This is a genomic window from Streptomyces sp. NPDC031225, from assembly GCF_055570355.1.
This window is the reverse complement of sequence record NZ_JBVIHJ010000003.1, coordinates 299,840-320,575: the sequence shown is the minus strand read 5'-3', so window position 1 is coordinate 320,575 and position 20,736 is coordinate 299,840. Positions and strand designations below refer to the sequence as shown.

The window sequence follows — 20,736 nt, the reverse complement described above, 5'->3', positions numbered from 1 at the left end:
CGCTGACAACGTTGTTGCGCACAAGCAGAGGCTGAGCCACCGTGACTGACCATGAACACGAACGTGTACGACGAGGAAGGGCCAGGCGCCGCGGCGGCACGGCTCACCGGCCGCCCGGTGACCGCCGTACGGCCCCTGTCCGGCGCCCTCACCGAGGTCACGCTCGACGGCGGGCACGCGCTCATGATCAAGCGCGCCGACACGATCGAGGAGGCGCGGGCGGAAGCGGCGGGGCTGCGCTGGCTGGCCGAGGCGCGGACCGTGCGGGTGCCGACGGTGTACGGACAGGACGCCCGTCTGCTGGTGACCGACCTGGTTGTGCGGGGCCGGCCGAACCGGGACGCGGCGCTCGGCCTGGGCCGGGCCCTGGCCGGCCTGCACGCCACCGGCGCCCCCGCCTTCGGCTCTCCGCCACCGGGCGGTCCGCGCGAGGCGTACATCGGGCGGGCGCCCATGCGCAACACCGAGGGCGATTCCTGGCCCGAGTGGTACGCCGAGCACCGGGTACTGCCGTATCTGCGCCGCGCGGTGGACGACGGCACGGTCACCCTCCCCGAGGCCGACGTGATCGAGCGGCTCTGTGACCGGCTGCCGGATCTCGCGGGACCCGCCGAGCCGCCCGCCCGGCTCCACGGCGACCTGTGGAACGGCAACGTGCTGTGGGGCGCCGACGGCCACGCCTGGCTGATCGACCCCGCCGCGCACGGCGGCCACCGCGAGACCGACCTCGCGATGCTCCACCTCTTCGGCTGCCCGCACCTGGACGAGGTGCTGCGCGGCTACGAACAGGCGGCGCCCCTCGCCGACGGCCGGGCCGCCCGCATCGGGCTGCACCAGCTCTTCCCGCTGCTGGTGCACGCCGTGCTGTTCGGGCGGGGGTACGCGGAACAGGCGCTCAGCACGGCGAAGGCGGTCCTGGAACGGTGAGAAACCGTTCCAGGACCGCCTACGAGCGCGAGGAAAGCGAAGGGGCTGGACTTTTGCAGAGTGGAGTAGAAGGAAGTCCCCTCATGGCCTCGTCGCCCGGTACGACGTCAGTGGCGAGGAAAGCGAAAGGGCTGGAGCTTTGGAGGCCCGGTGGTGAGACCGGTGAGAAGGAAGCCCTTTCATGGCCTCGCCAGGACACACGCTAACAGTCACTCGGGGATCAAGTCGCGCAGGTTTTCCGGGGTGATGACCACCGAGTCCGGATGCAGCCCCTCGGGACGCTCCAGGCCGATGTACGTGACCGGCACGTCCGGCACCGACCCGGGATCCCAAGTCGCCACTTCGGTGCCGCCGTTCGCCATCAGCCCGGTCAGATACCTGACCGTGAGCTGCTCGCGCTCGACGATGCCGCGCACCAGCGTCGCCACCGACGCCCGGTTGTCCTCGACCCGGTTCTGCGACGGACTGCCCTTCAGGTACAGGTGGAGCCAGCGGGCGTGCCAACTCCCGTCCTCCGCACGCCGGAACGCCAGCGGCAGCGCCACCCGGCCCGGCCCGCGCAGCTCCGACTTCATCCGCACGGTACGCGCCTCGAAGGGACGCCCCCGCTGCTCGGCCTCGCGCAGCATGAACCCGAAGAACGACTCCTCGGCCTCCTCGAACCCCTCCCCGGAGTAGATGTTGACCTGCGGGACGATGTACGTGGCCCGCACCTTCCCGAGCCGCAGGTTGATGAACTCCGATGCGCCGTCGGGTGCGTTGGTGATGTCCCCGGAGTGCTCGCCCTCCACCTCCCTGAGGTTGGTGTACGACAGCCACGACACCGTGTCGTACCGCGCGTCCAGCAGCAGCGCCGACAGGTCGTAGTCGGTGATCCGCTGCGCCTGCTTCCAGTACACGAAGAACCGCAGCAGCTCCCCGTCGACCGGCGAGACCGACCCGCGCGGCAGCACCCCGAGCCCGGCGGCTGTCGCCCGCCCGCTGAGCGGAAGCGCCACGTCGAGGACGTCCGGGTCGACCAACAGCCGCTCCGGGGCCGGGAGTCGACGGCCGATCTCCGCGTCGAACACGGCGATCAGCCGCTCCCGGTCCGTCTCCGGTACGGCCGCACGCGTGTCGTCGACGACATGCGCGCGCCCGGCCCGGTTGATGAACACCCTCCGGCGGTCCGTCTCCTCGCCCCGGTTGTGCAGGTACTCACGCACCGACAGCACGACCCGCCCGGACACTTGCCCGACGACCTGCTCGGCCGCCGCCACCACGGCGTCCCGCTCCTCCTGCGTGGAGGCGGTGCGCAGCAGCCGGTCCAGCGCACGGAAGAGCTTGCCCGGCGCGGACCTGAGCAGTTCCGCGGCCCCGGTGACGTCGTCCGCGCCGAGCAGCGCCTCGACCCGGCCGTCGAACGTGTACGCCTTCTTCTCGCCCCGGGCGACGGCGAACACCTCGGCGGCACCCGGCCACTGCGGGTACTCGTGCGGGTGCAGACGCTCGCCGAGCCGCTTGAACGCCTCGCGGTGCGTGAGGACGTCGGCCACCTTGGCCGGGGCCTGCGTCACGACCGAGTCGAGCCCCGCGAGCAGGGCCCGGCGGGCCGGCCGCGACAGCGCCCGGAACCGGGTCGGCTCCTGGAGGGACACGTCCCCACCCGACAACGCGCAGGCCAGCCGCAGCACATCGGTGACGGTGTCGAGCAGCAGGGTCGAACCCGCCTGCAGCCGGGCCGCGTTGACGACGGCACGGTTCTCCCGCACCGGGATCGCCTCCGGCTGGGGGCCGTCCGCGCAGTGCCCGGCGAGGACCCCGAGATCGGCCAGGTGCTCGTCACCGAGCGGCGTGGTGCTGCCGGCCAGCGCCAGGTAGAGGGCGCTGACCTCGTCGTCCAGCGGGCCGCCCAGGTGCAGGACGGTCAACCGGTCACCCACCGCGGCCGTCAGCTCGTCATGCGCGGCGAGCATCTCGTCGTAGGTGTGCCGGTAGTCGCCGTACGACGGCAGGGTGAGCAGGTTGACGACGCCGCTGCGGAGCTGGGCGAGGACACCCGGGCGGGCCTTGCCGTCCTCCAGCGCCTCGGTCACGCACCGCATCCAGAACGCGAAGGTGTCCGGGACGTTCGCCGGGAAGTCCTTGAAGTAGACGTTGTGCCGCACATGGTCGCCGGCCATCTCGCGCACCGTGTCCAGTGTGCGCACGGCGGTGTCGACGACCGTGCCCCCGGACAGTCCCGACAACCGCTTCAGCGCGTCCGCGGACAGCTTGAAGCCGACGGACATCAGCGCGGCGTCGAACTGCCGCGCCACGACGTCGCCCTGCCCGGCGGGGCCCGCGGGGGAGGGGAGGCGAAGGGTGTGCCGGATGACCATGCGTTCCAGACGGTGGACCATTCCGGCATGGTCGCAGAGGTGTTCGACCCGGCGCACGGGAGTTTTCCGCGGACGCCGGCCCCGGAGGCCCTCCGGTCAGTCCTGCGCGGCCTGGTTCTTCTCCTTGATGCGCGCGGTCTCCTTGCGGACCTCCGCCTGCGTGGCGCGCTCCTTCTCCAGCCACTCCGGCCGGTCCTGGCGCAGCGCCTCGATCTGCTCGGTGGTGAGCGCCTCGGTGACCCCGCCACGGGCGAGACCCGCGATGGACACACCCAGCCTCGCCGCGACGACCGGGCGGGGGTGCGGGCCGTTGTTCCGCAGGTCCTGCAGCCACTGGGGCGGGTTCGCCTGGAACGCGTCCAGCTCGGCGCGCGAGACGACACCCTCCTGGAACTCGGCGGGGGTGGCGGGGAGGTACACACCCAGCTTCTTCGCCGCGGTCGCGGGCTTCATCGTCTGGGCGCTCTGGTGCGACTTCATGGAATCAAGACTATCGGCCGCGCACGGGGCCGCCGACCACAGTGGGTAGCCTGGCCGCGTGACAGACCTACCAGCATCCCCCTCCTTCCGGCTCGCGTACGTCCCCGGGGTGACGCCCGCCAAGTGGGTGCGGATCTGGAAGGAGCGCCTGCCGGACATCCCCCTGGAACTCCTCCAGGTCAGCGTCGCCGAGGCCTCCGACGCGCTGCGGGACGGAACCGCGGACGCCGCTCTCGTACGGCTGCCGGTGGACCGTACGGTGTTCAGCGCGATTCCCCTCTACACCGAGACGACCGTGGTCGTGGTCCCCAAGGACCACGTGGTGACCGCGGCGGAAGAGGTGACCCTGGAGGATCTGGCCGACGAGGTCGTCATCCACCCGCTCGACGACGTGATGGGCTGGGACCGGCCTCCCGGCGAGCCGGCCTTCGAACGCCCCGCCACCACGGCGGACGCCGTCGAGCTGGTGGCGGCGAACATCGGCGTCCTCGTCGTCCCGCAGTCCCTGGCCCGCCTCCACCACCGCCGCGACCTCACCTACCGGCCGGTCACCGACGCGCCGGAGTCCGGCGTGGCGCTTTCCTGGCGTGAGGACGCGACCACGGACATGGTCGAGGACTTCATCGGGATCGTGCGGGGGCGGACCGTCAACAGTTCGCGGGGGCGCACGCAACCGGAGCCGGAGGGCAAGCAACGGCCCGGGAAGACCGAAGGACGCAAGCCGGCCGCTGGTGCCCGGAAGGGCGCGGCGCGGGGATCATCCTCCGGCGCCGCCAAGGGCGGCCGCGGCGGGTCCGGCGGCACGAAGAGTGCGGGCGCCCGACGGGGCAAGCCCAAGCGCAGGGGCTAGCTTTCCCCGGAGCCCGGAGCCCGGAGCCCGGAGCCCGGAGCCCGGAGCCCGGAGCCCGGAGCCCGGAGCCCGGAGCCCGGAGCCCGGAGCCCGGAGCCCGGAGCCGGCTGTGGTGGTTTTGGCGGGCGAGCCGGACCTGCCCGGTGATCCGGATGTCCCGGCACGCGTGGCCCGCCGTCTCAGTCGCTGCCGTACGGCCCGTCGGCCCCGAAGGCCAACCCGGCGAAGCGTTCCCCGATCAGCCGATGCGTCGCCGCGTCCGGGTGGAGGCCGTCCGGCAGGGGCAGCTCCGCCGAGTCGGCCTCGCCGTACAGTTCGAGGCCGTCCAGGTGGTGCAGGTTCGGGTCCTCGGCGGCCCGCTGCTTCACGATCCGGGTCAGTTCCTCGCGGATCACCCGCAGGGTCAGTTTCCCGCTCGCCTTCTCCGCGGGGTCGCCCATCGTCAGGAACCGCAGCCGCCCCTCGCCGATCTCGCCGAAGTCCGGGAAGCTGGGGCCCGGAGTGTCCTCGTGGAGGGGGCACAGGATGGGCGAGACGACCAGCAGGGGCGTGTCCGGGTGGCCCTCGCGGACCGTGTCGAGGAAGCCGTGGACCGCGGGTCCGAAGGCGCGCAGCCGCATCAGGTCGTGGTTGACGATGTTGATCCCGATCTTGAGGCTGATCAGGTCGGCGGGGGTGTCCCGTACGGCCCGTGCCGTGAACGGGTCGAGCAGCGCGCTCCCGGCCAGGCCCAGGCTGATCAGCTCGACGCCGCCGAGCCTCGCGGCGACCGCGGGCCAGATGCGCGTGGGGCTCGCCGCGTCGGAGCCGTGGCTGATGGAACTGCCGTGGTGCAGCCACACCCGGCGATCACGGGCCGACGCGGGCTCGACGGGGGCGTCGGTGCGCAGGGCGATCAGCTCGGTGGTCTCGTTGTGCGGGAGCCATATCTCGACGTCCTTGACTCCGGCGGACAGTCCGTCGAACCGGACGGTGCCGGGCCGGCCGGGCCGTGTCTCGGACGTCCCCGCGGCCATGTCGACGGTGATGACATGGCCGGCGCGCACACTGCCCTGCCCGGCCGGGCGGCCGTCGACGAGCAGGTCGTACACACCGTCCGGGCGGGGTGGGGCGCCCACATAGGCCCGCTTGGTGGGGAGCGTGTCCAGCTCCACCGCCGTGGCCCGGGTGCGGAAGGCCAGCCGTACGCCCGAGGGCTGGGATTCCGCCATGGCGAGCTGTTCGTCGGTGTTCTGGGCGCGGGCCCGGGCGGGCAGACGGTGCGGCAGGACCCCGAGCTCGGTGCGCTCCACGTCCAGGGCGCCGCGCAGCAGGTCGGCGGTGACGGGTGTGGTGATCCAGTCGTGCATGTCCTCAGCCTGTCGGTCAGCGGGTGGGCCAGTTGCGCAACAGCGTGTCGAGGGCGTCCAGGATCCGGTTCCAGGACGCCTCGGAGTCGGGGGAGCTGTGGCTGAACCCTCCTGCCCCCTCCAGGCTCGCGTAGCCGTGGAAGGTGCTGCCCAGCAGCCGTACGGCGTGGGTCCTGTCGGGTTCGGGCAGGTCGTAGCCGCGCAGGATCGCGCGCATCATCTGCGCGTGCCGTACGCCCGCGCCGGCGGCCGCGGTCTCGGGGTCGAGCCGCAGCCGGGCCGCGGCGGCACGGCCGGGGTGCGCGTGGGCGTAGTCGCGGTAGACGTTCGCGAAGGCGGTCAGGGCGTCCTTGCCGGCCCGTCCGGCCACCGCGTCGGCGGACAGGTCGGCCAGCTCCTCCAGGGAGAACAGGGCGATCCGGGTCTTGAGGTCCTGGGAGTTCCTGACGTGCGAGTACAGGCTCGCGACCTTGACGTCGAAGCGCCGGGCGAGCTCGGAGACGGTCACCTGCTCGAAGCCCACCTCGTCGGCCAGCTCCGCGCCCGCCCGCACCAGTCGTTCCGTGGTCAGCCCAACCCGTGCCATGACCGTCCTCTCGTGTGCCGGAGTCGATTATGCATTTGCCTAAAGCATTTAGGCAAAATAGCATGAGCGTATGGAACCGCTGACCGAGCAAGAGATCCGTGCCGCCTTCGTGAACTGCTCCAAGGGCGAGGCGAAGCGGCTGTCCGTCCCGCGCGACCTGGCCGACCGGCCCTGGGAGGACCTGGACCACCTCGGGTGGCGTGACCCGCAGGCCCCCGACCGTGCCTACCTGGTGGCAGTGTTGGACGGTCGCCCTACGGCCCTCGTCATGCGCAACTCCGCCGCCCATTCCTGGCAGGCGCGGCGGAGCATGTGCTCGATGTGCCTGACCGGCCACACCGGCGGGGTCTCCCTGATGGTGGCGCCGAGGGCGGGCAGGGCGGGACAGCAGGGCAACTCGGTCGGCGCCTACATGTGCGACGACCTCGCCTGCTCGCTGTATGTGCGGGGCAAGAAGGACGCGGGCCCCGGTGCGCGGCTGCACGAGACGCTCACCGTGGACGAGAAGATCCGGCGCACCGTGACGAACGTCGCCGCCTTCGTCGCCAAGGTGACGGGCACCGTGTAAGGCGCCCGCGACGCCGGGGAGTTCAGGCGACGTATGCCGCCCGGTGCGCGGTGTCCACCACCGTCCGTCTGTCGGTCCGTCTGTCGGTCCGGCCGTCGGTCCGGCCGAGCGACCCTGTCGCCACCCAGGAGTTCACCCTCGGCCGCACCCGGGGCGAAGCCGCGGCCGACCGGGTTGACCGGACCGTGGAATCGGCTCACGCCCCTTCTGACCCAGCCGAACCGCAGCCGGCGTCGACGCCCTCCCCGGCACGCGCACCGAGGCCGCAGGACGTCGGTAGCGCAGGGCCGTTCCGGCGCCTCGGGTGGCACAATCGGGCCCGTGGATTGGGGGATCCTCGAGCGCGAGCCCGAGCTGGCGCGACTGGCCTCGGCCGCGCGGGAGGCGGCGGACGGGGCCGGATCCGTGGTGCTCGTCCTCGGCGAGGCCGGCATCGGCAAGTCGAGCCTGGTGAAGGCGCTCCCGGACCGCCTGCCGCACGGCATCCGCGTCCTCGTCGGCGAGTGCGACGACCTCGCCACCCGCAGGCCCCTCGGCCCGTTCCGCGACCTCATCGGCAGCGTGGGCGCAGCACTGGCCGACGCCGTCACGCAGGGCGGCGACCGCCACCGCGTCCACGAGGCACTGCTCGAAGAACTACGCGGAGCGGTACTCGTCGTCGAGGACGTCCACTGGGCCGACGAGGCCTCCCTGGACGCCCTGCGCTTCCTGGTCCGCCGGATGGAGCGGCTGCCCGCCCTGCTCGTCCTGACCTACCGCGACGACGAGTTGAGCCGTGAGCATCCCCTGCGACAGCTGCTGGGCCAGGTGTCCCGGGCGCCCCGGGTGCACCGACTGCCCCTGGCGCGCCTCTCCCTGGACGCCGTCCGCACCCTCAGCGCCGGCCGGGTCGACCCCGCCCAGGTGTACGCGGTCACGAACGGCAACCCCTTCTTCGTCGCCGAGATCCTCGCCGCAGGCGGCACCGGGGAAGTGCCCCCGACCGTCGTCGACGCCGTGCTCGCCCGGCTGCGAGGGCTGCCCGGGGCCACCGTGGACGCACTGGAGCAACTGGCCGTCGTCCCGTCGGCCGTCGAACGCCCCCTGGTCGACGCGCTGCTCATGGACCGGGCGCCCGTCCCGGCGGAGCCGGAGCAGCACGGCTCCCTCGCGGCCCCGGAGCCCGGCCCGCTCACGGACGGGGTGTCCGTCCTCGCCGCAGCCGAACAGCGCGGCCTGCTCACCGTCACCCCGGAACGGGTGGCGTTCCGCCACGAGTTGATCCGCAGGGCCGTCGCCGACTCCCTGCCCGCCGCCCGGCGCATCGGCCTCGACCGGGCCGTTCTCGCCGCCCTCGTGGCCCGCCCCGGATCCGACGCCGCCCGGGTCGTCCACCACGCGGCCCAGTGCGGTGACCAGGACGCCATCGCCCGCTACGGACCCGACGCGGCGAAGGACGCCTCCGTGGCGGGCGCCCACCGCGAGGCCGCCGCCCACCTCCGGCTCGTACTGCGCGAACGGCACCGCTACGCCCCCGCCGAACTCGCCGACCTGCTCGAACGCTACGCCGTGGAGAGCTACACCATCGCCGACTCGGCCGCCGCCGTCGCCGCCCAGCGTGAGGCCGTCGCCCTGCGCCGGTCCCTCGGCGACACCCTCGCCCTCGGCGCCGACCTGCGCTGGCTGTCCCGCATCCACTGGTGGGCCGGCAACGCCGACCAGGCACAGGAGGCCGCCCGCGAGGCCGTGGCGGTTCTCGAACACGCGGGAGACGACCGGCTGTTGGCCCTCGCCGTCAGCAACACCGCCCAGCTGCGCATGCTGTCCGAGCGCTACGCCGAGGCCGTCGAACACGGTGAACGCGCCATCACCCTGGCCCGCAAGGCCGGCGACCCCGCGATCCTCGCGCACGCCCTCAACAACGTCGGCACCGCCCGCTGGCGCTCCGGAGACCCCGGCGGCCGGGACCAGCTGGAGGAGAGCCTCGCCGTCGCGCTCGCCGCCGGCGAGGTCGAACACGCCTGCCGCTCCTACGCCAACATCATCTGGACCCTGCTCGACAACCTCCAGTACGACGACGCCGACACGTTCCTGCCGCCGGCGATGGAACTCGCCGACCGCGCCGAGCACTTGGGCTTCCTCAACTACCTCCACGTCGAACTCGCCATGCGCAGGCTCGCCGCCGCCGACTGGGGCGACGCCGAGAAGCACGCCGAGTACGGCATGCATGACTTCGTCCCTGCCCGCTGTCCCGCCCTGACCGTCCTCGCCCGGGTCCGCATCCGCTGCGGCCGTCCCGGCGCCGGTGAACTCCTCACCGAGGCCTGGGAGATCGCCGTGGAGACGAAGGAACTCCAGCGCACCGGGCCGGTGGCGGTGGCGCGGGCCGAGGCGGCCTGGCTGCGCGGGGACACCGAAGCGGTGATCGAGGCGGCCGGGCCGGTCCACGCCCAGGCGAGCCGGCTGCCCGGCGCTCCCTACCGGCCCGACCTGGGTTACTGGCTCACCAAGGCGGGCCACCCCGTCCCGCCCGACGACTCGAACCATCCGTACGCACTGCAGGCACGTGGGCAGTGGCGCAGGGCCGCCGAACTCTGGCAGGCCGCAGGGTGCCCGTACGAACACGCCGGCGCGCTCGCCGAGAGCCCGGACCCCGCTGACAAGCTGACCGCCCTCGCCGCCTTCGACGCGCTGGGGGCCGAACCGGCTGCCAAACTGCTCCGCGCCGAGCTGCGACGGCTCGGTGTGCGCCACATCCCCCGCGGGCCCCTCGCCGCGACCCGGGAGAACCCCGCAGGACTCACCGAACGCCAGCTCCAGGTCATGCGGCTGCTCGCCGAGGGGCTGACGAACGCGGAGATCGCCGGCCGGCTCGTCGTGTCGGTCAGGACGATCGAGAACCATGTGCGGGCGGTGCTCGACAAACTCGGCGCACCGAGCCGACGGCAGGCCGCGGTGCGGGCGTCGGAGCTCGGACTCCTGCCCGGCGGCGCCCCGACGTAGGTACCCGGTTGTGCCGAGCTGGGTGACGGTCACGGATGTCCGCCCGTGCGTAACGCGAGTAGAACGGGCGAATCAGCCTGATTCGGCAAAGACTCGGAAAACGGGGGACCTCATGTCCAGCACACCCGCCCAGGCCGCACGCCGGGAACTGACCGGATTCAACGGGGAGTTGATCGGACCCGACGACACCGGCTACCAGGAGGCCCGCACCGTCTACAACGCGATGATCGACCGGCGCCCCGCCCTCGTAGCCCGCTGCGGCGACGCGGACGCGGTGGCCCGCACTATCGGCTTCGCCCGCACGCACGGTCTCCGGCTCGCCGTGCGCGGTGGCGGCCACCACGGCGCCGGACTCGGCACCGTCGACGGGGGAGTGGTCGCCGACCTGTCCCCGCTGAAGGACATCCAGGTCGACCCCGAGGCCCGCACCGTACGGGTCGGGGGCGGCTGCGTATGGGGCGAGGTGGACCGCGCCACCAACGCGCACGGCCTGGCCACGCCCAGCGGCATCGTCTCCACCACCGGCGTCGGCGGCATCGCCACCGGCGGTGGGCTCGGCCACCTGACCCGCAAGTGCGGGCTCACCATCGACAACCTCCTGGAGGCCGATGTCGTCCTCGCCGACGGCCGCCGGGTACGGGCGAGCGCCGACGAGAACAGCGACCTGTTCTGGGCGATCCGGGGCGGTGGCGGCAACTTCGGCGTCGTCACCTCGTTCCTCTTCCGCCTGCACGAGATCAGCACGGTCGTCGGCGGACCGACCTTCTGGCCCGTCGAGGCGAGCGCCGAAGTCCTCGCCGCCTACCGGGACTTCATCCTGACCGCACCCCGCGAGCTGGGCGGCTTCTTCCTGCACGGCATGGTCCCGCCCGCCCCGCCGTTCCCCGAGGAGATCCAGCTCCGCAAGACGGCCGGTGTGGTGTGGTGCTACGCGGGCGACGACCCAGAGGCCGCCGCCCGCGAGATGGCCCCGCTGCTCGACGCCCTGCCCGCGCCGCTGCTGCACGCGCCCATGGTGATGCAGCACCCCGACCTGCAGTCCATGTTCGACGGGCTGTACCCGCCCGGCCACCAGTGGTACTGGCGCGCCGACTTCGTCGAGAGCATCCCCGACGAGGCGGTCGAACTGCACGCCAAGTTCGGCGCCGAGGTGCCGACCATGCAGTCGGGCATGCACCTGTACCCCGTCGACGGCGCCGCCCACGACGTGGGCCGGCAGGACACCCCCTGGGAGTACCGCAACGCCAACTGGGCGTCGGTCTTCGTCGGCGTGGACCCGGACCCGGCCAACGCCGAGCTGATCAAGCGGTGGACCGTCGACTACTTCGACGCGTTGCACCCGTTCGCGGCCGGTGGCGCCTACGTCAACATGATGATGGACGAGGGCCAGGAGCGCGTCCGCGCCAGCTACGGCGGCAACTACGACCGCCTCGCCCGCATCAAGGCCGACCGGGACCCGGACAACGTGTTCCGCCTCAACCAGAACATCCAGCCGGCACCGAGGCCGACGCACGGGGCGCGGCCGTAGGGCTGGGCGAGGGGCCGGTGGGGTGCGCCGACGGATGTCGACGATCAGTTCCGGGTGGCGCGCCCCACCGACTCCACCAGCGGCAGCAGCCGGTACGCGACCCGCTCCCGCAGTGCCACCTCGGTGCGCGTCCGCACCACCCCCGGCAGACTGATCACCTTCTGGATCACGTCCTCCAGATGTGCGTTGTCCCGCGCCACGACCCGCGTCAGCAGATCCCCGCCGCCCGCGATCGAGAACGCCTCGACGATCTCCGGCACGGCGGCCAGCGCGTCCCCCACGTCGTCGAGCCGCCCCTGGGTGACCTCGATGTGCACGAACGCGAGCACCGGATGACCGAGCGCGGCGGGCGACAGCGAGGGCCCCGTGCCGGTGATCACACGGTCCCGCTCCAGCCGGTCGAGCCGCGCCTGCAGCGTCCCGCGCGCGACCCCGAGGAGCCGGGCGTACTCACGCACGCTCGTACGCGGCTGCTCCAGCAGCAACCGCAGGATCCGGGTGTCGAGTTCGTCCACGGCCATGGCGTACGGCCTCCTCGTGCATGGTCCGTTGGCCCGTCGCCGGACGCCCCGGAACCGCTTCCGCTGTGCCAATGGCCCAGCATATTCGACCCCGCTTGAGCCGACAGTGGCGAGGATGCTGCAATGAGCCCGTCGATGGCGCTGCGGACCCCGCGGCGCCTTTTCCATGCCGGTGTCCGAGGCAGCCGAAGATTGCAGGGGGCGGTACGTGCTGAAGAGGGTGTTCACGGCGCCGGACCCCGGCCGGGTCCGGCTGCGCTTCGCCGCCCGGGCGGTGCTCGGCATCGGCCTCGCGGTCCTGCTGTGCGGCCTCGCGGGCCACTCGCTCGCCGGTGCCGTCACCGGTGGCCTCGCCGCGCTGCTCGCCCTGTTCACCGTCACCGACGCCACCGTGCGAGGGCAGGCGGTCACCACCGCGCTGCTGCCCGCCGTGGGCCTGCCCGTCCTGACCGCCGCGGCCGGACTCCACGACCACCCCGTCGCCCGCGACCTCACCTTCCTCGCCGTGGTAGGTGCGGGCGTGTACGCGCGGCGCTGGGGGCCGCGCGGGCACAGCCTCGGCGTCTTCGCGTTCATGACCTTCTTCGTGGCGCAGTTCCTGCACGCGACCACCGGCGAACTGCCCGAGCTGTACGCCGCCGTCCTGCTGTCCCTGCTCACCGCCGCCGCGGTCCGCTTCGGCCTGTGGCGCTACGAACGCCGGCTGCCTCCGGCCCCCGCCCCCACACCACCCGCCGGCACCGGGCTCGCCCGTGTGACCACCCGCCAGGCGGTACAGGCCACGGCCGGCGCGGGCTTCGCTCTCGTCGTCGGCCAGCTGATCTCCGGCCAGCGCTGGTACTGGGCCGTCGGCGCAACCTGGTGGATCTTCGTGAACACCACCTCCCGCGGCGAGACCCTGGTGCGCGGCTTCCGCCGCGTCCTCGGCACGGTGATCGGCATCGGACTGGGTCTGCTCATCGCCGTACCGCTGCGGGGCGCGCCGACGCCCACGGCCGTCCTGGTCGCCGTCTGCGTCTTCGGCGTCTTCTACACGGCCGCCGTCTCCTACACCTGGATGATGCTCTGGGTCACCCTGCTCGCCGAGCTCCTCTACGGCCTTCTCGGCGTCCTCGAACCCGGACTGCTGGCGCTGCGGCTCGCGGAGACGGGGGTCGGCGCGGCCGGGGCCGTGCTGGCGGTGCTGTTCGTGCTTCCGGTCACCACCCACGCCGTCACCGACGCCTGGATCCGGCGTGCCCTGCACTGCGTCCACGCCTGCACCGCGGAGGCCGCGGCCCGGCTCGCCGGTGGGGCGGGAGTCGACCCGGGCGGCCGCGTGAGCGAACTGGAGCAGCTGCTGGGCAGGGTCCGCCTCGCGGTCGCCCCGCTGGTCCACCCGCTCAACCCCATGCGGGGCCGCAGGCGACGCGCCCGCCGGGTGCTCGCCCTCCTCGACGACTGCGCGCGGGAGATCCGCGGCCTGGTCGCCGTCGCCGCCGACCCCGAGGCCTCGCACGACGACCGCCTTACCGCCGCGTGCCGGCGGGTGGAGGCCGCCGTGGAGGCCCTCACGGAGGGCAGGGGCCTCCCGCCCGCGGACCGGCCCCTCGCCGAGGGCCCCGCGCTGGCCCATCTGCACGGACTGGAACGGGCGCTCGCGGAACTGGCGGCGCCGCTGCGGGCGCCCTCCGGGTCACCGCTGGTGGGGGCCTGACCGCCCGGCCGAGTCCGTGAGGCCGGTGATTTTGGCCAAGGTTGGTCTAGACCGGTGGGGATCGCTGCTACCGTCGCCCCGAACCGCACAGACCGAGAGGGGACGACTGTGGCAGACGGCGACGGGCGGCGACGGGCCTACATCGGATCGTTCACGGCGGCCGGAGGCCCCGGCATCGTGATGGCCGCAGTGACCCCGCAGACGGGCGCGCTGAAGGCACTGGGCGCGCTGAACGGCGTACCCGACCCGTCGTACCTGGCCCTGTCGGCCGACGGGGACATGCTGTACGCGGTCAGCGAGAAGGCCGAGGGCGCGGTGGCCGCGTACCGGGTGACCGGCGACAGGCCCGAGCCGGCCGGCCCGCCGGTGCCGGTGGACGGGAACGGGCCCACCCACCTCGCCGTGCACGCCGGGTACGTCCTGACCGCCAACTACGGCTCGGGCAGCGTCACCACCGTCCCCGTGCGCGCCGACGGCACCCTCGCGGCCGCCCTCTCCGGCGTGCTCCGGCACATCGGTTCGGGCCCGAACACACCCCGCCAGCAGGGGCCGCACGCCCACCAGGTGCAGCCCGACCCGAGCGGGCGGTGGATCGTCAGCGTCGACCTCGGCACGGACTCGGTGCGGGTGTGCGCGCTGACGGACGGCACCCTCGACGTACACCGCGAGATCGCCCTGCGCCCCGGCTCCGGCCCGCGCCACCTGGCCTTCCACCCCGACGGCACCCGCGCCTACGTCCTCAACGAACTCACCCCCACCGTCACCGTCTGCCGCTGGGACGCCGAGGAGGGCGCCCTGAAGCCGCTGAGCGAGGCCCCCGTGCTGGCCGGTGCCCCCTCGGGTGACGCGTACCCGTCGGGTGTCGTCACGTCCCCCGACGGCCGCTTCGTGTGGACCGCCACCCGGGGTGAGGACGTCCTGTCCACGTTCGCCGTCGAGGGCGACGCCCTGCGGCTGGTCGGCACGGTTCACTGCTGCGGCGACTGGCCCCGCGCCCTCGCCGAGTCCGGCGGATTCCTGTACGTCGCGAACGAGCGCTCCGGCGAGGTGACCTGGTTCGCGGTGGATCCGGAGACGGGTCTGCCGCGCTACGAGGGCTCGATCGAGGTACCGGCCGCGTCCTGCGTGATCTTCGACTGAACCAGGGCGCCACAGCATGCCGAAGGGCCCGCTCCGACGGGGAGCGGGCCCTTTCGGCGTCGCGGCTGCGGTGTGCGGTCAGCGCACCGGGGCGCCCTGAGCCTGCTGCGGGGCGATGCCCAGCGCGGTCGTGTACTTGGCGAGGGCGAGCTTGCCGATCGCCGGGTAGGGGCCGAGCGGGTCGGCGGCGGAGCAGCCGGCCTCCTTGGCCGCCTCCTCGATCACGGCGGGGTCGATCTCCGGCCCTATCAGGTACGGCGCCAGCGCCAGCTGCTGCGAACCGGAGGACCGCAGCTGCTCGGCGATGGACGCGATCGAGCCGTCCTGGTCGAGCGCGGCGGCCATCACCGGCACGGCCAGACGCGCGGCGAGCAGCATGCCGGTGATCCCGGCCGCCTGTACGGCCTCCTCGCCGCCCACGGCGGCCAGCACGATGCCGTCCGCTGCCGTCGCCACGGTGAACAGCCGGGCACGGTCCGCGCGGGCGAGACCGGCCTCCGACAGCCGTACGTGCAGTGCCTCGGCGAGCAGCGGGTGCGGGCCCAGCACATCGGTGAGGTCGGCCGCGATCCGGCTGTCCATCACGGCCTGGCGGATCCGGCGCAGCAGCGAGTTGTCCGGACCGGCGAGCAGCGGTACGACGACGGCGACGGGACCCTCGGGCTCCTTGACGTCGACCCCGGCGGCCCTGGCCTGCTCGTAACGCGCGGTGCGCTCCTCCGCGGCATGCGTGAGGATGGCCTGGAGCGTGGGGAACTCCGAGTCGTCCCCGTCGAGATACCCGATCCGGGCGTCGAGGCCGGGGAGCTCGGAGCGGGCGATGCTCACGACCTCCTCGGCGAGACTGCGCGTGGCGGCCGCGGGCGTGCCCGGCACCGCGAGGACGAGCGCGGGCGCGCCCTCGGGAGCAGCCAGAGGCTCGGGTCGGCGGTGCCGCCCGGGCTGGCGAGGTCGCGGCATTCGTACGGGCAGGCCGGACGCGGGCCCAGTGGGGGAGCTCATGGCGAGGCATGTTACTGGTTTGCGGGGCTCCCCTGTTCGGGGAGGGTGCAGGTGAGCGGTATCCGTCCGGTTTTGTCTGATGAGTTACGTCCGCTTCAGCCCCTCTTTGGGGTCACCACGTACAACATCGACGCGTCACTCGGGAGAATGAACGAACCCCGCGCCAGTTCTGTGGCGATCTGTACCGATCCCTCCAACGGCCCGCCCGCCGCGGCGACCAGCCGGGCGTGCGGCAGCAGTCGCTCCAGCTCCTCCTCCAGCGGTACGACGAGGGCGGCACCCGTCGAGAACAGGCCACCGGTGCGGCTGACGCACGGCTCACCCTCCGCCGGACAGACGGCGGCCACCGACTCGGCCATGTGCCGGGCCGCCCGGCGCAGAATGCCGCCGGCGACCGGGTCGTCCTCGGCACACACCGCCACTTGAGGTGCGAAGGAGGCGAGCACGGCGGGCCGGTCCGTACGCGGGTAGAGCTTGCCGGGCAGTTCCCGCACCGGTCCGAACGACTCCTCCGCCAGGGCCAGCAGTGCCGTCGAGCCCCCGGGCCGCCCGTCGTGGGCGCGCAGCGCGGCCTCCAGCCCTGCCCGCCCGATCCACGCGCCGCTCCCGCAGTCGCCCAGCAGATGCCCCCAGCCGTCCGCGCGGCGCCAGCACTTCAGGTCGGTGCCGATCGCGATCAGACCGGTTCCGGCGGCGACGACCGCACCTGGACGTGGGCCGAGAGCACCGGTGTAGGCGGTCACGGCGTCCGCGGCGAGCGCGACGGTCCGGACGCCGAACTCCCGCTCCAGCGCGCCCGGAAGCTCGGCCCGCAGCGCATCGCCCAGGGTCGCGAGACCGGCCGCCCCGACCACGGCGGTGCCCAGCCCGGCCACATCCGCCTCGGCCGACAACGACCGGACCATGGGCACCAGTTGTTCCATCAGATGCCCCGGATCGATGCCGCGCGGCCCCGTACGCACGGGAATGCGCGACTCCCGCGGGGCCGTGGGCCGCCTACCTGGGGCGCCCAGGACGACCCGCAGGCCCGAGCCGCCGGAGTCGACGGCCAGGAACCCTTCCCCGGCACCGGCACCCGCCGGACCGGGCACGGCAGAAAGTGCGGGCCGGGACAAGTTCGACTCCTTCTCGAAGACGGGGCGGGGACGAGGACCGGCGCCCGTGGAACGCTCTCCGTCCGGACGCTTCCCCGTGTATGCGGCGTGCTGATGTCTGCCAGTAGAGTGACACGCCGTGGCACCACGACCCTTGCATGAACTTGTTGAAGCGGGCTGGGCGAAGGCTCTTGAACCGGTGGCCGAACGCATCGCCGTCATGGGGGACTTCCTCCGGGCCGAGATAGCGGCGGGCCGGACCTATCTGCCGGCCGGGGCGAACGTCCTGAGAGCCTTCCAGCAGCCCTTCGACGACGTCCGCGTCCTGATCGTCGGTCAGGATCCCTACCCCACGCCGGGAATGGCGATCGGGCTGAGTTTCGCGGTGGCGCCCGAGGTGCGTTCCCTGCCGGGGAGTCTGGAGAACATCTTCCGGGAGATGCACTCCGACCTCGGGCTGCCCAGGCCGTCGAACGGCGATCTGACGCCGTGGGCCGAGCAGGGCGTGCTGTTGCTCAACAGGGCGTTGACGACGGCGCCGCGCAAGCCCGGAGCGCACCGCGGGCAGGGCTGGGAGGACGTCACCGAACAGGCCATCCGGGCGTTGGCGGCACGTGGGAAGCCTCTGGTGTCGATCCTGTGGGGGCGCGACGCCCGCAACTGCCGGCCCCTCCTCGGGGACCTCCCGGCGATCGAGTCGGCGCACCCGTCACCGATGTCGGCGGACCGCGGCTTCTTCGGTTCGCGCCCGTTCAGCCGGGCCAACGACCTGCTGGTCGGCCAGGGGGCACAGCCGGTGAACTGGCAACTGCCGTAGAACACCGCCGTCGACACCGGGGTCGGCCCGATGTCGACGGCGTGCTCCGGTCCTCGCCGGGCCGGGTCGCCGCCGGTGTCCGGCGCCCGGCTCCGGCGCCGGTGACACGCTCACGGTCGAGACCGGAGGCTCCGAAAGCGGGGGTCGACGGCGCGCACGATCCTGTCGACGACACCGTTCGAACGAGGCCGGCAGAACCGTGAAGCGGTGCTCGGCACCGCGCCACCACGCTTCGTCAGTCGTCGGACGACCCCAGCCGCAGCGTCCGGAGCTCCGGACTGTCCTGCCCGGCGCAGCCCTTCACCAGCAGGGTCAGACCGGACCACCCGGCAGGGATCCACAGCACGGTCGATTCTCCGCCCGAGAACACCGGCCGGTCACCGAGCCAGACCCGGCCCACGCACTCCCCGGCGGCCCATCCGGTCACCCGGATCTGCGAACCCTCCAGCCGCACCAGACGGCCGTCCCCGGACGCCGGCAGATCGACGTCGAGCCACACCTCCTGCCCCGGTTTCAGGGCCAGCGGGAGCCGGATGTCCTGTCCCTGCGCGGTGTCGGCCGCGGCGGCGAACCCGGTCAGCAGCTCGTCGTCCTGGGCGGCGCACGACCAGTCCGTCACCGGCTCCAGGTCGAGCAGTTCGGCACGCAGGCCGCCGCCGCTCGGGTGGTGCGGCAGCGTGACCGAGACCCGATGGGTCCCGGCGGACAGCAGCACACAGGGGTCCTCGGCATGGACGGTCCACGGCTCACCGTCGTCCACGCTCACCCGCAGCGGCTCGACCACACCCCGCAGGTGCAGCGCCGACGCGGTGGCCGAACCGATCTCGCGCGTGTAGGTGACGGGCAGGCCGACACGGGTGCTGCTCCATCCGCCGAGTGTGCGCAACGGCGCCGGTCGACCTGTCCAGTGGCCCTCCACCGACCACAGGGCGGACACGTCCCTCAGCCCCCGGACCGCCCACAGCGCGCCGAGCCCCCGCAGGGCGCCCAGGCGCAGGGCCGGCAGCCGCGCGTCGTCGAAGTTGGCGTGCCCCCAGATCTCCACGACGGCCTCGACATCGACCCGGCCGGTCGCCTCGCGGACGTCGATGCGCTCGGCCGCGCCGAACCCGGCGATCGTCGGATGCGTCCGCCCACCGACCGACAGGTCGACGATGTCCGCCGCACCGACGAGCAGCAGCTCGTCGACACCGGTCAGATCGGCCGTGGTCCGGTAGGCTCCGCGCCCTCGGTACACACCCAACGCCTCCAGTGGCGGCGGCAGTTCGTGGGTCCCCGCAGGCTTCTCGGGAGCCGCTGACGCCCGCCGCCGCACCTCGTGCACGGGAACGGGCGGTGCCGTGTTCCGGGCGGACGGCGCGTCGGCCAGGCGCACCGTGCCGTCGCGGTCCGTCGCCCGCAGGCGTACGGCGTCCTCCGGCGCCAGCGCGACGAGGATCAGCCCCTGGACTGTCGCCCGCTCGGGCACGCCGGCCCTCGGCGCCGGGATCTCGACCCGTGTGTCCCCCAGGACGACGGTGACCGGCACCTCGGAGGAGAACGTCAGTACGCCGTCCTTCGCGGCGACGAGATCCGCCGAGGCGAGGCCGAGCGTCCCGTCATGACCCCACGGCTGGAGAGGCACGTCGACCAGCATCAGCGGACACGAGTCCGGGGCGACGGCGACGGGCACACCGTTCACGACGGCCGTGCCGGAGGCCGGGCCCAGATGGGGTACGGCGATCAACTGGCCGCCCCCGTCGAGGTCCAGGGCGGACGGCGACGAACTCGTCGGGAAGTCCGCCGTCACCGGCACCCGGGGCAACGCCGAGGTGGCCAGGGCGAGTTGAGGCCCCAGAGTGTCGATCACCCGTGCCAGCAACTGCCCCTGGGCGTACTCGGGACGTTCGGATCCGGTGGAGGAGACGTAGCCGCCGAAGTCGTAGCCGTGACTCATGAAGTTGCCGGGGTCGCCCCAGTTCCCCGTGGACGGCGTGTACCCGAAGTTCCAGCCGGACGACTGGAGATACGGCGCGATCAGCGAGGCGCCGCTCGCCAGGAGGCGCCGCAGGGTGCGATGGCGCCGGTTGGTCTCGGTGATCAGCAGCGGCAGGCCGCGCTCCGCCAACACCTCGGCGTAGCGCCGGACTTCGGGTTCGATGTCCGGGGAGTCGTCGTCCGGGTAGAAGTTGCACGCCGGGACGACACCGGGGACGTCGCCGGTTGCCCCCTCGATGTCGCCCTGACCGGAGCAGGCGATCAGCGGCACGGTGATGCCGTGGCGGCTCGCCTGGTCGCGCAGGGCGGTGAGATATCCGGTGCGGTCCTCGCAGTCGAAGAAGTCCAGTTCGTTCTCCAACTGCACCATCACGACAGGTCCGTCGGCCGGGTACTGGCGCTCGGCCAGCAGCGGCAGCACCTGGTCGAACCAGGCGGTGACCTGGGCGAGGTAGCGCGGCTCGTGCTGCCGTACGCGCAGGTCGGGGTCGAGTCCCAGCCAGGCCGGCAGCGCGCCGCCGTCCCACTCCGAGCAGATGTAGGGACCGGGCCGCGCGATGACGTACAGCCCGGCCTCCTGCGCGAGGTCCAGGAACGCGGCGACATCACGCCGGCCCTCGAAGTCCCAGCGGCCGGGCGCCGTTTCGTGGAAGTTCCACGGCAGATAGACGTCCACGCAGGTGTAGCCGGAGTCCCGGACCTGTTCGAGCCGGGCACGCCACTGCTCCCGCGGCAGGCGGAAGTAGAACAGGGACGCGCACAGCACGACCCGCGGGCCGCCCTCGGTGCGGATGCCCCGGGCGTCGAGGGTGACGCCGGTGCCGACTGTCATGGGGTGGCTCACGTGACTCCCGTGGAT

Annotated in this window: 16 protein-coding genes; 8 read left to right on the top strand and 8 right to left on the bottom strand. The window is 73.0% G+C overall.

Annotation, left to right across the window (positions count from 1 at the left end):
* Window positions 1-51 precede the first annotated feature (51 nt).
* Window positions 52-927, top strand: a complete 876-nt coding sequence (locus ACZ48Z_RS06945; protein ID WP_468734748.1) for a fructosamine kinase family protein — start codon at window positions 52-54, stop codon at window positions 925-927.
* 209 nt (window positions 928-1,136) lie between these two features.
* On the opposite strand, the gene ACZ48Z_RS06940 is transcribed toward ACZ48Z_RS06945, so the two are convergent.
* Window positions 1,137-3,308 carry a TerD family protein gene (locus tag ACZ48Z_RS06940; RefSeq protein ID WP_468734747.1) on the bottom strand — a complete coding sequence of 724 codons (2,172 nt, stop codon included), beginning with the start codon at window positions 3,306-3,308 and terminating at the stop codon, window positions 1,137-1,139.
* 75 nt (window positions 3,309-3,383) lie between these two features.
* Window positions 3,384-3,767 carry a DUF5997 family protein gene (locus ACZ48Z_RS06935; RefSeq protein WP_468734746.1) on the bottom strand — a complete coding sequence of 128 codons (384 nt, stop codon included), beginning with the start codon at window positions 3,765-3,767 and terminating at the stop codon, window positions 3,384-3,386.
* A 58-nt stretch (window positions 3,768-3,825) separates the two neighbouring features.
* Between ACZ48Z_RS06935 and ACZ48Z_RS06930 the strand changes: the two genes are divergently transcribed.
* Window positions 3,826-4,617: a LysR substrate-binding domain-containing protein gene (locus tag ACZ48Z_RS06930; RefSeq protein WP_468734745.1), complete on the top strand. Its 792-nt coding sequence runs from the start codon at window positions 3,826-3,828 to the stop codon at window positions 4,615-4,617.
* 179 nt (window positions 4,618-4,796) lie between these two features.
* On the opposite strand, the gene ACZ48Z_RS06925 is transcribed toward ACZ48Z_RS06930, so the two are convergent.
* Entirely contained in the window at window positions 4,797-5,966 is a 1,170-nt protein-coding gene (locus ACZ48Z_RS06925) for a GDSL-type esterase/lipase family protein (protein ID WP_468734744.1), read from the bottom strand.
* Window positions 5,967-5,982: 16 nt separating this feature from the next.
* Window positions 5,983-6,552, bottom strand: a complete 570-nt coding sequence (locus ACZ48Z_RS06920) for a TetR/AcrR family transcriptional regulator (protein ID WP_468734743.1) — start codon at window positions 6,550-6,552, stop codon at window positions 5,983-5,985.
* Between the two features lie 70 nt (window positions 6,553-6,622).
* On the opposite strand from ACZ48Z_RS06920, the gene ACZ48Z_RS06915 reads away from it, so the two are divergent.
* The 3 genes from ACZ48Z_RS06915 (at window position 6,623) to ACZ48Z_RS06905 (ending at window position 11,630) form a co-directional block, all read left to right on the top strand.
* Window positions 6,623-7,120, top strand: a complete 498-nt coding sequence (locus tag ACZ48Z_RS06915) for an FBP domain-containing protein (protein ID WP_468734742.1) — start codon at window positions 6,623-6,625, stop codon at window positions 7,118-7,120.
* 321 nt (window positions 7,121-7,441) lie between these two features.
* Entirely contained in the window at window positions 7,442-10,102 is a 2,661-nt protein-coding gene (locus ACZ48Z_RS06910; RefSeq protein WP_468734741.1) for an ATP-binding protein, read from the top strand.
* A gap of 112 nt (window positions 10,103-10,214) precedes the next feature.
* On the top strand, window positions 10,215-11,630 hold the full coding sequence (locus ACZ48Z_RS06905; RefSeq protein WP_468734740.1) for an FAD-binding oxidoreductase: 1,416 nt from the start codon (window positions 10,215-10,217) through the stop codon (window positions 11,628-11,630).
* 44 nt (window positions 11,631-11,674) lie between these two features.
* On the opposite strand, the gene ACZ48Z_RS06900 is transcribed toward ACZ48Z_RS06905, so the two are convergent.
* Entirely contained in the window at window positions 11,675-12,151 is a 477-nt protein-coding gene (locus ACZ48Z_RS06900) for an Lrp/AsnC family transcriptional regulator (RefSeq protein ID WP_468734739.1), read from the bottom strand.
* A gap of 208 nt (window positions 12,152-12,359) precedes the next feature.
* Between ACZ48Z_RS06900 and ACZ48Z_RS06895 the strand changes: the two genes are divergently transcribed.
* Together ACZ48Z_RS06895 and ACZ48Z_RS06890 are read left to right on the top strand one after the other, a co-directional pair.
* Window positions 12,360-13,847, top strand: coding sequence for an FUSC family protein (locus tag ACZ48Z_RS06895; protein ID WP_468734738.1), 1,488 nt, complete (start codon window positions 12,360-12,362; stop codon window positions 13,845-13,847).
* Window positions 13,848-13,955: 108 nt separating this feature from the next.
* Entirely contained in the window at window positions 13,956-14,987 is a 1,032-nt protein-coding gene (locus tag ACZ48Z_RS06890; RefSeq protein WP_468734737.1) for a lactonase family protein, read from the top strand.
* 78 nt (window positions 14,988-15,065) lie between these two features.
* On the opposite strand, the gene ACZ48Z_RS06885 is transcribed toward ACZ48Z_RS06890, so the two are convergent.
* On the bottom strand, window positions 15,066-15,989 hold the full coding sequence (locus tag ACZ48Z_RS06885; RefSeq protein WP_468734736.1) for a sirohydrochlorin chelatase: 924 nt from the start codon (window positions 15,987-15,989) through the stop codon (window positions 15,066-15,068).
* 95 nt (window positions 15,990-16,084) lie between these two features.
* Window positions 16,085-17,104: an N-acetylglucosamine kinase gene (locus ACZ48Z_RS06880; protein WP_468734735.1), complete on the bottom strand. Its 1,020-nt coding sequence runs from the start codon at window positions 17,102-17,104 to the stop codon at window positions 16,085-16,087.
* Between the two features lie 118 nt (window positions 17,105-17,222).
* Here ACZ48Z_RS06880 and ACZ48Z_RS06875 point away from each other — a divergent pair, with 118 nt between their 5' ends.
* Window positions 17,223-17,900, top strand: coding sequence for a uracil-DNA glycosylase (locus ACZ48Z_RS06875; protein WP_328745105.1), 678 nt, complete (start codon window positions 17,223-17,225; stop codon window positions 17,898-17,900).
* Between the two features lie 235 nt (window positions 17,901-18,135).
* Here ACZ48Z_RS06875 and ACZ48Z_RS06870 read toward each other — a convergent pair whose 3' ends face one another.
* On the bottom strand, window positions 18,136-20,709 hold the full coding sequence (locus ACZ48Z_RS06870; RefSeq protein WP_468734734.1) for a beta-galactosidase: 2,574 nt from the start codon (window positions 20,707-20,709) through the stop codon (window positions 18,136-18,138).
* Window positions 20,710-20,736 lie beyond the last annotated feature (27 nt).

Excerpts from the sequence above, each read along its gene's own strand:
- ACZ48Z_RS06915 (WP_468734742.1), top strand. The coding sequence starts at position 6,623 with ATGGAACCGCTGACCGAGCAAGAGATCCGTGCCGCCTTCGTGAACTGC.
- ACZ48Z_RS06935 (WP_468734746.1), bottom strand. The coding sequence starts at position 3,767 with ATGAAGTCGCACCAGAGCGCCCAGACGATGAAGCCCGCGACCGCGGCG.
- ACZ48Z_RS06905 (WP_468734740.1), top strand. The coding sequence starts at position 10,215 with ATGTCCAGCACACCCGCCCAGGCCGCACGCCGGGAACTGACCGGATTC.
- ACZ48Z_RS06945 (WP_468734748.1), top strand. The coding sequence starts at position 52 with ATGAACACGAACGTGTACGACGAGGAAGGGCCAGGCGCCGCGGCGGCA.
- ACZ48Z_RS06885 (WP_468734736.1), bottom strand. The coding sequence starts at position 15,989 with ATGAGCTCCCCCACTGGGCCCGCGTCCGGCCTGCCCGTACGAATGCCG.
- ACZ48Z_RS06920 (WP_468734743.1), bottom strand. The coding sequence starts at position 6,552 with ATGGCACGGGTTGGGCTGACCACGGAACGACTGGTGCGGGCGGGCGCG.
- ACZ48Z_RS06900 (WP_468734739.1), bottom strand. The coding sequence starts at position 12,151 with ATGGCCGTGGACGAACTCGACACCCGGATCCTGCGGTTGCTGCTGGAG.
- ACZ48Z_RS06940 (WP_468734747.1), bottom strand. The coding sequence starts at position 3,308 with ATGGTCCACCGTCTGGAACGCATGGTCATCCGGCACACCCTTCGCCTC.
- ACZ48Z_RS06870 (WP_468734734.1), bottom strand. The coding sequence starts at position 20,709 with ATGACAGTCGGCACCGGCGTCACCCTCGACGCCCGGGGCATCCGCACC.
- ACZ48Z_RS06925 (WP_468734744.1), bottom strand. The coding sequence starts at position 5,966 with ATGCACGACTGGATCACCACACCCGTCACCGCCGACCTGCTGCGCGGC.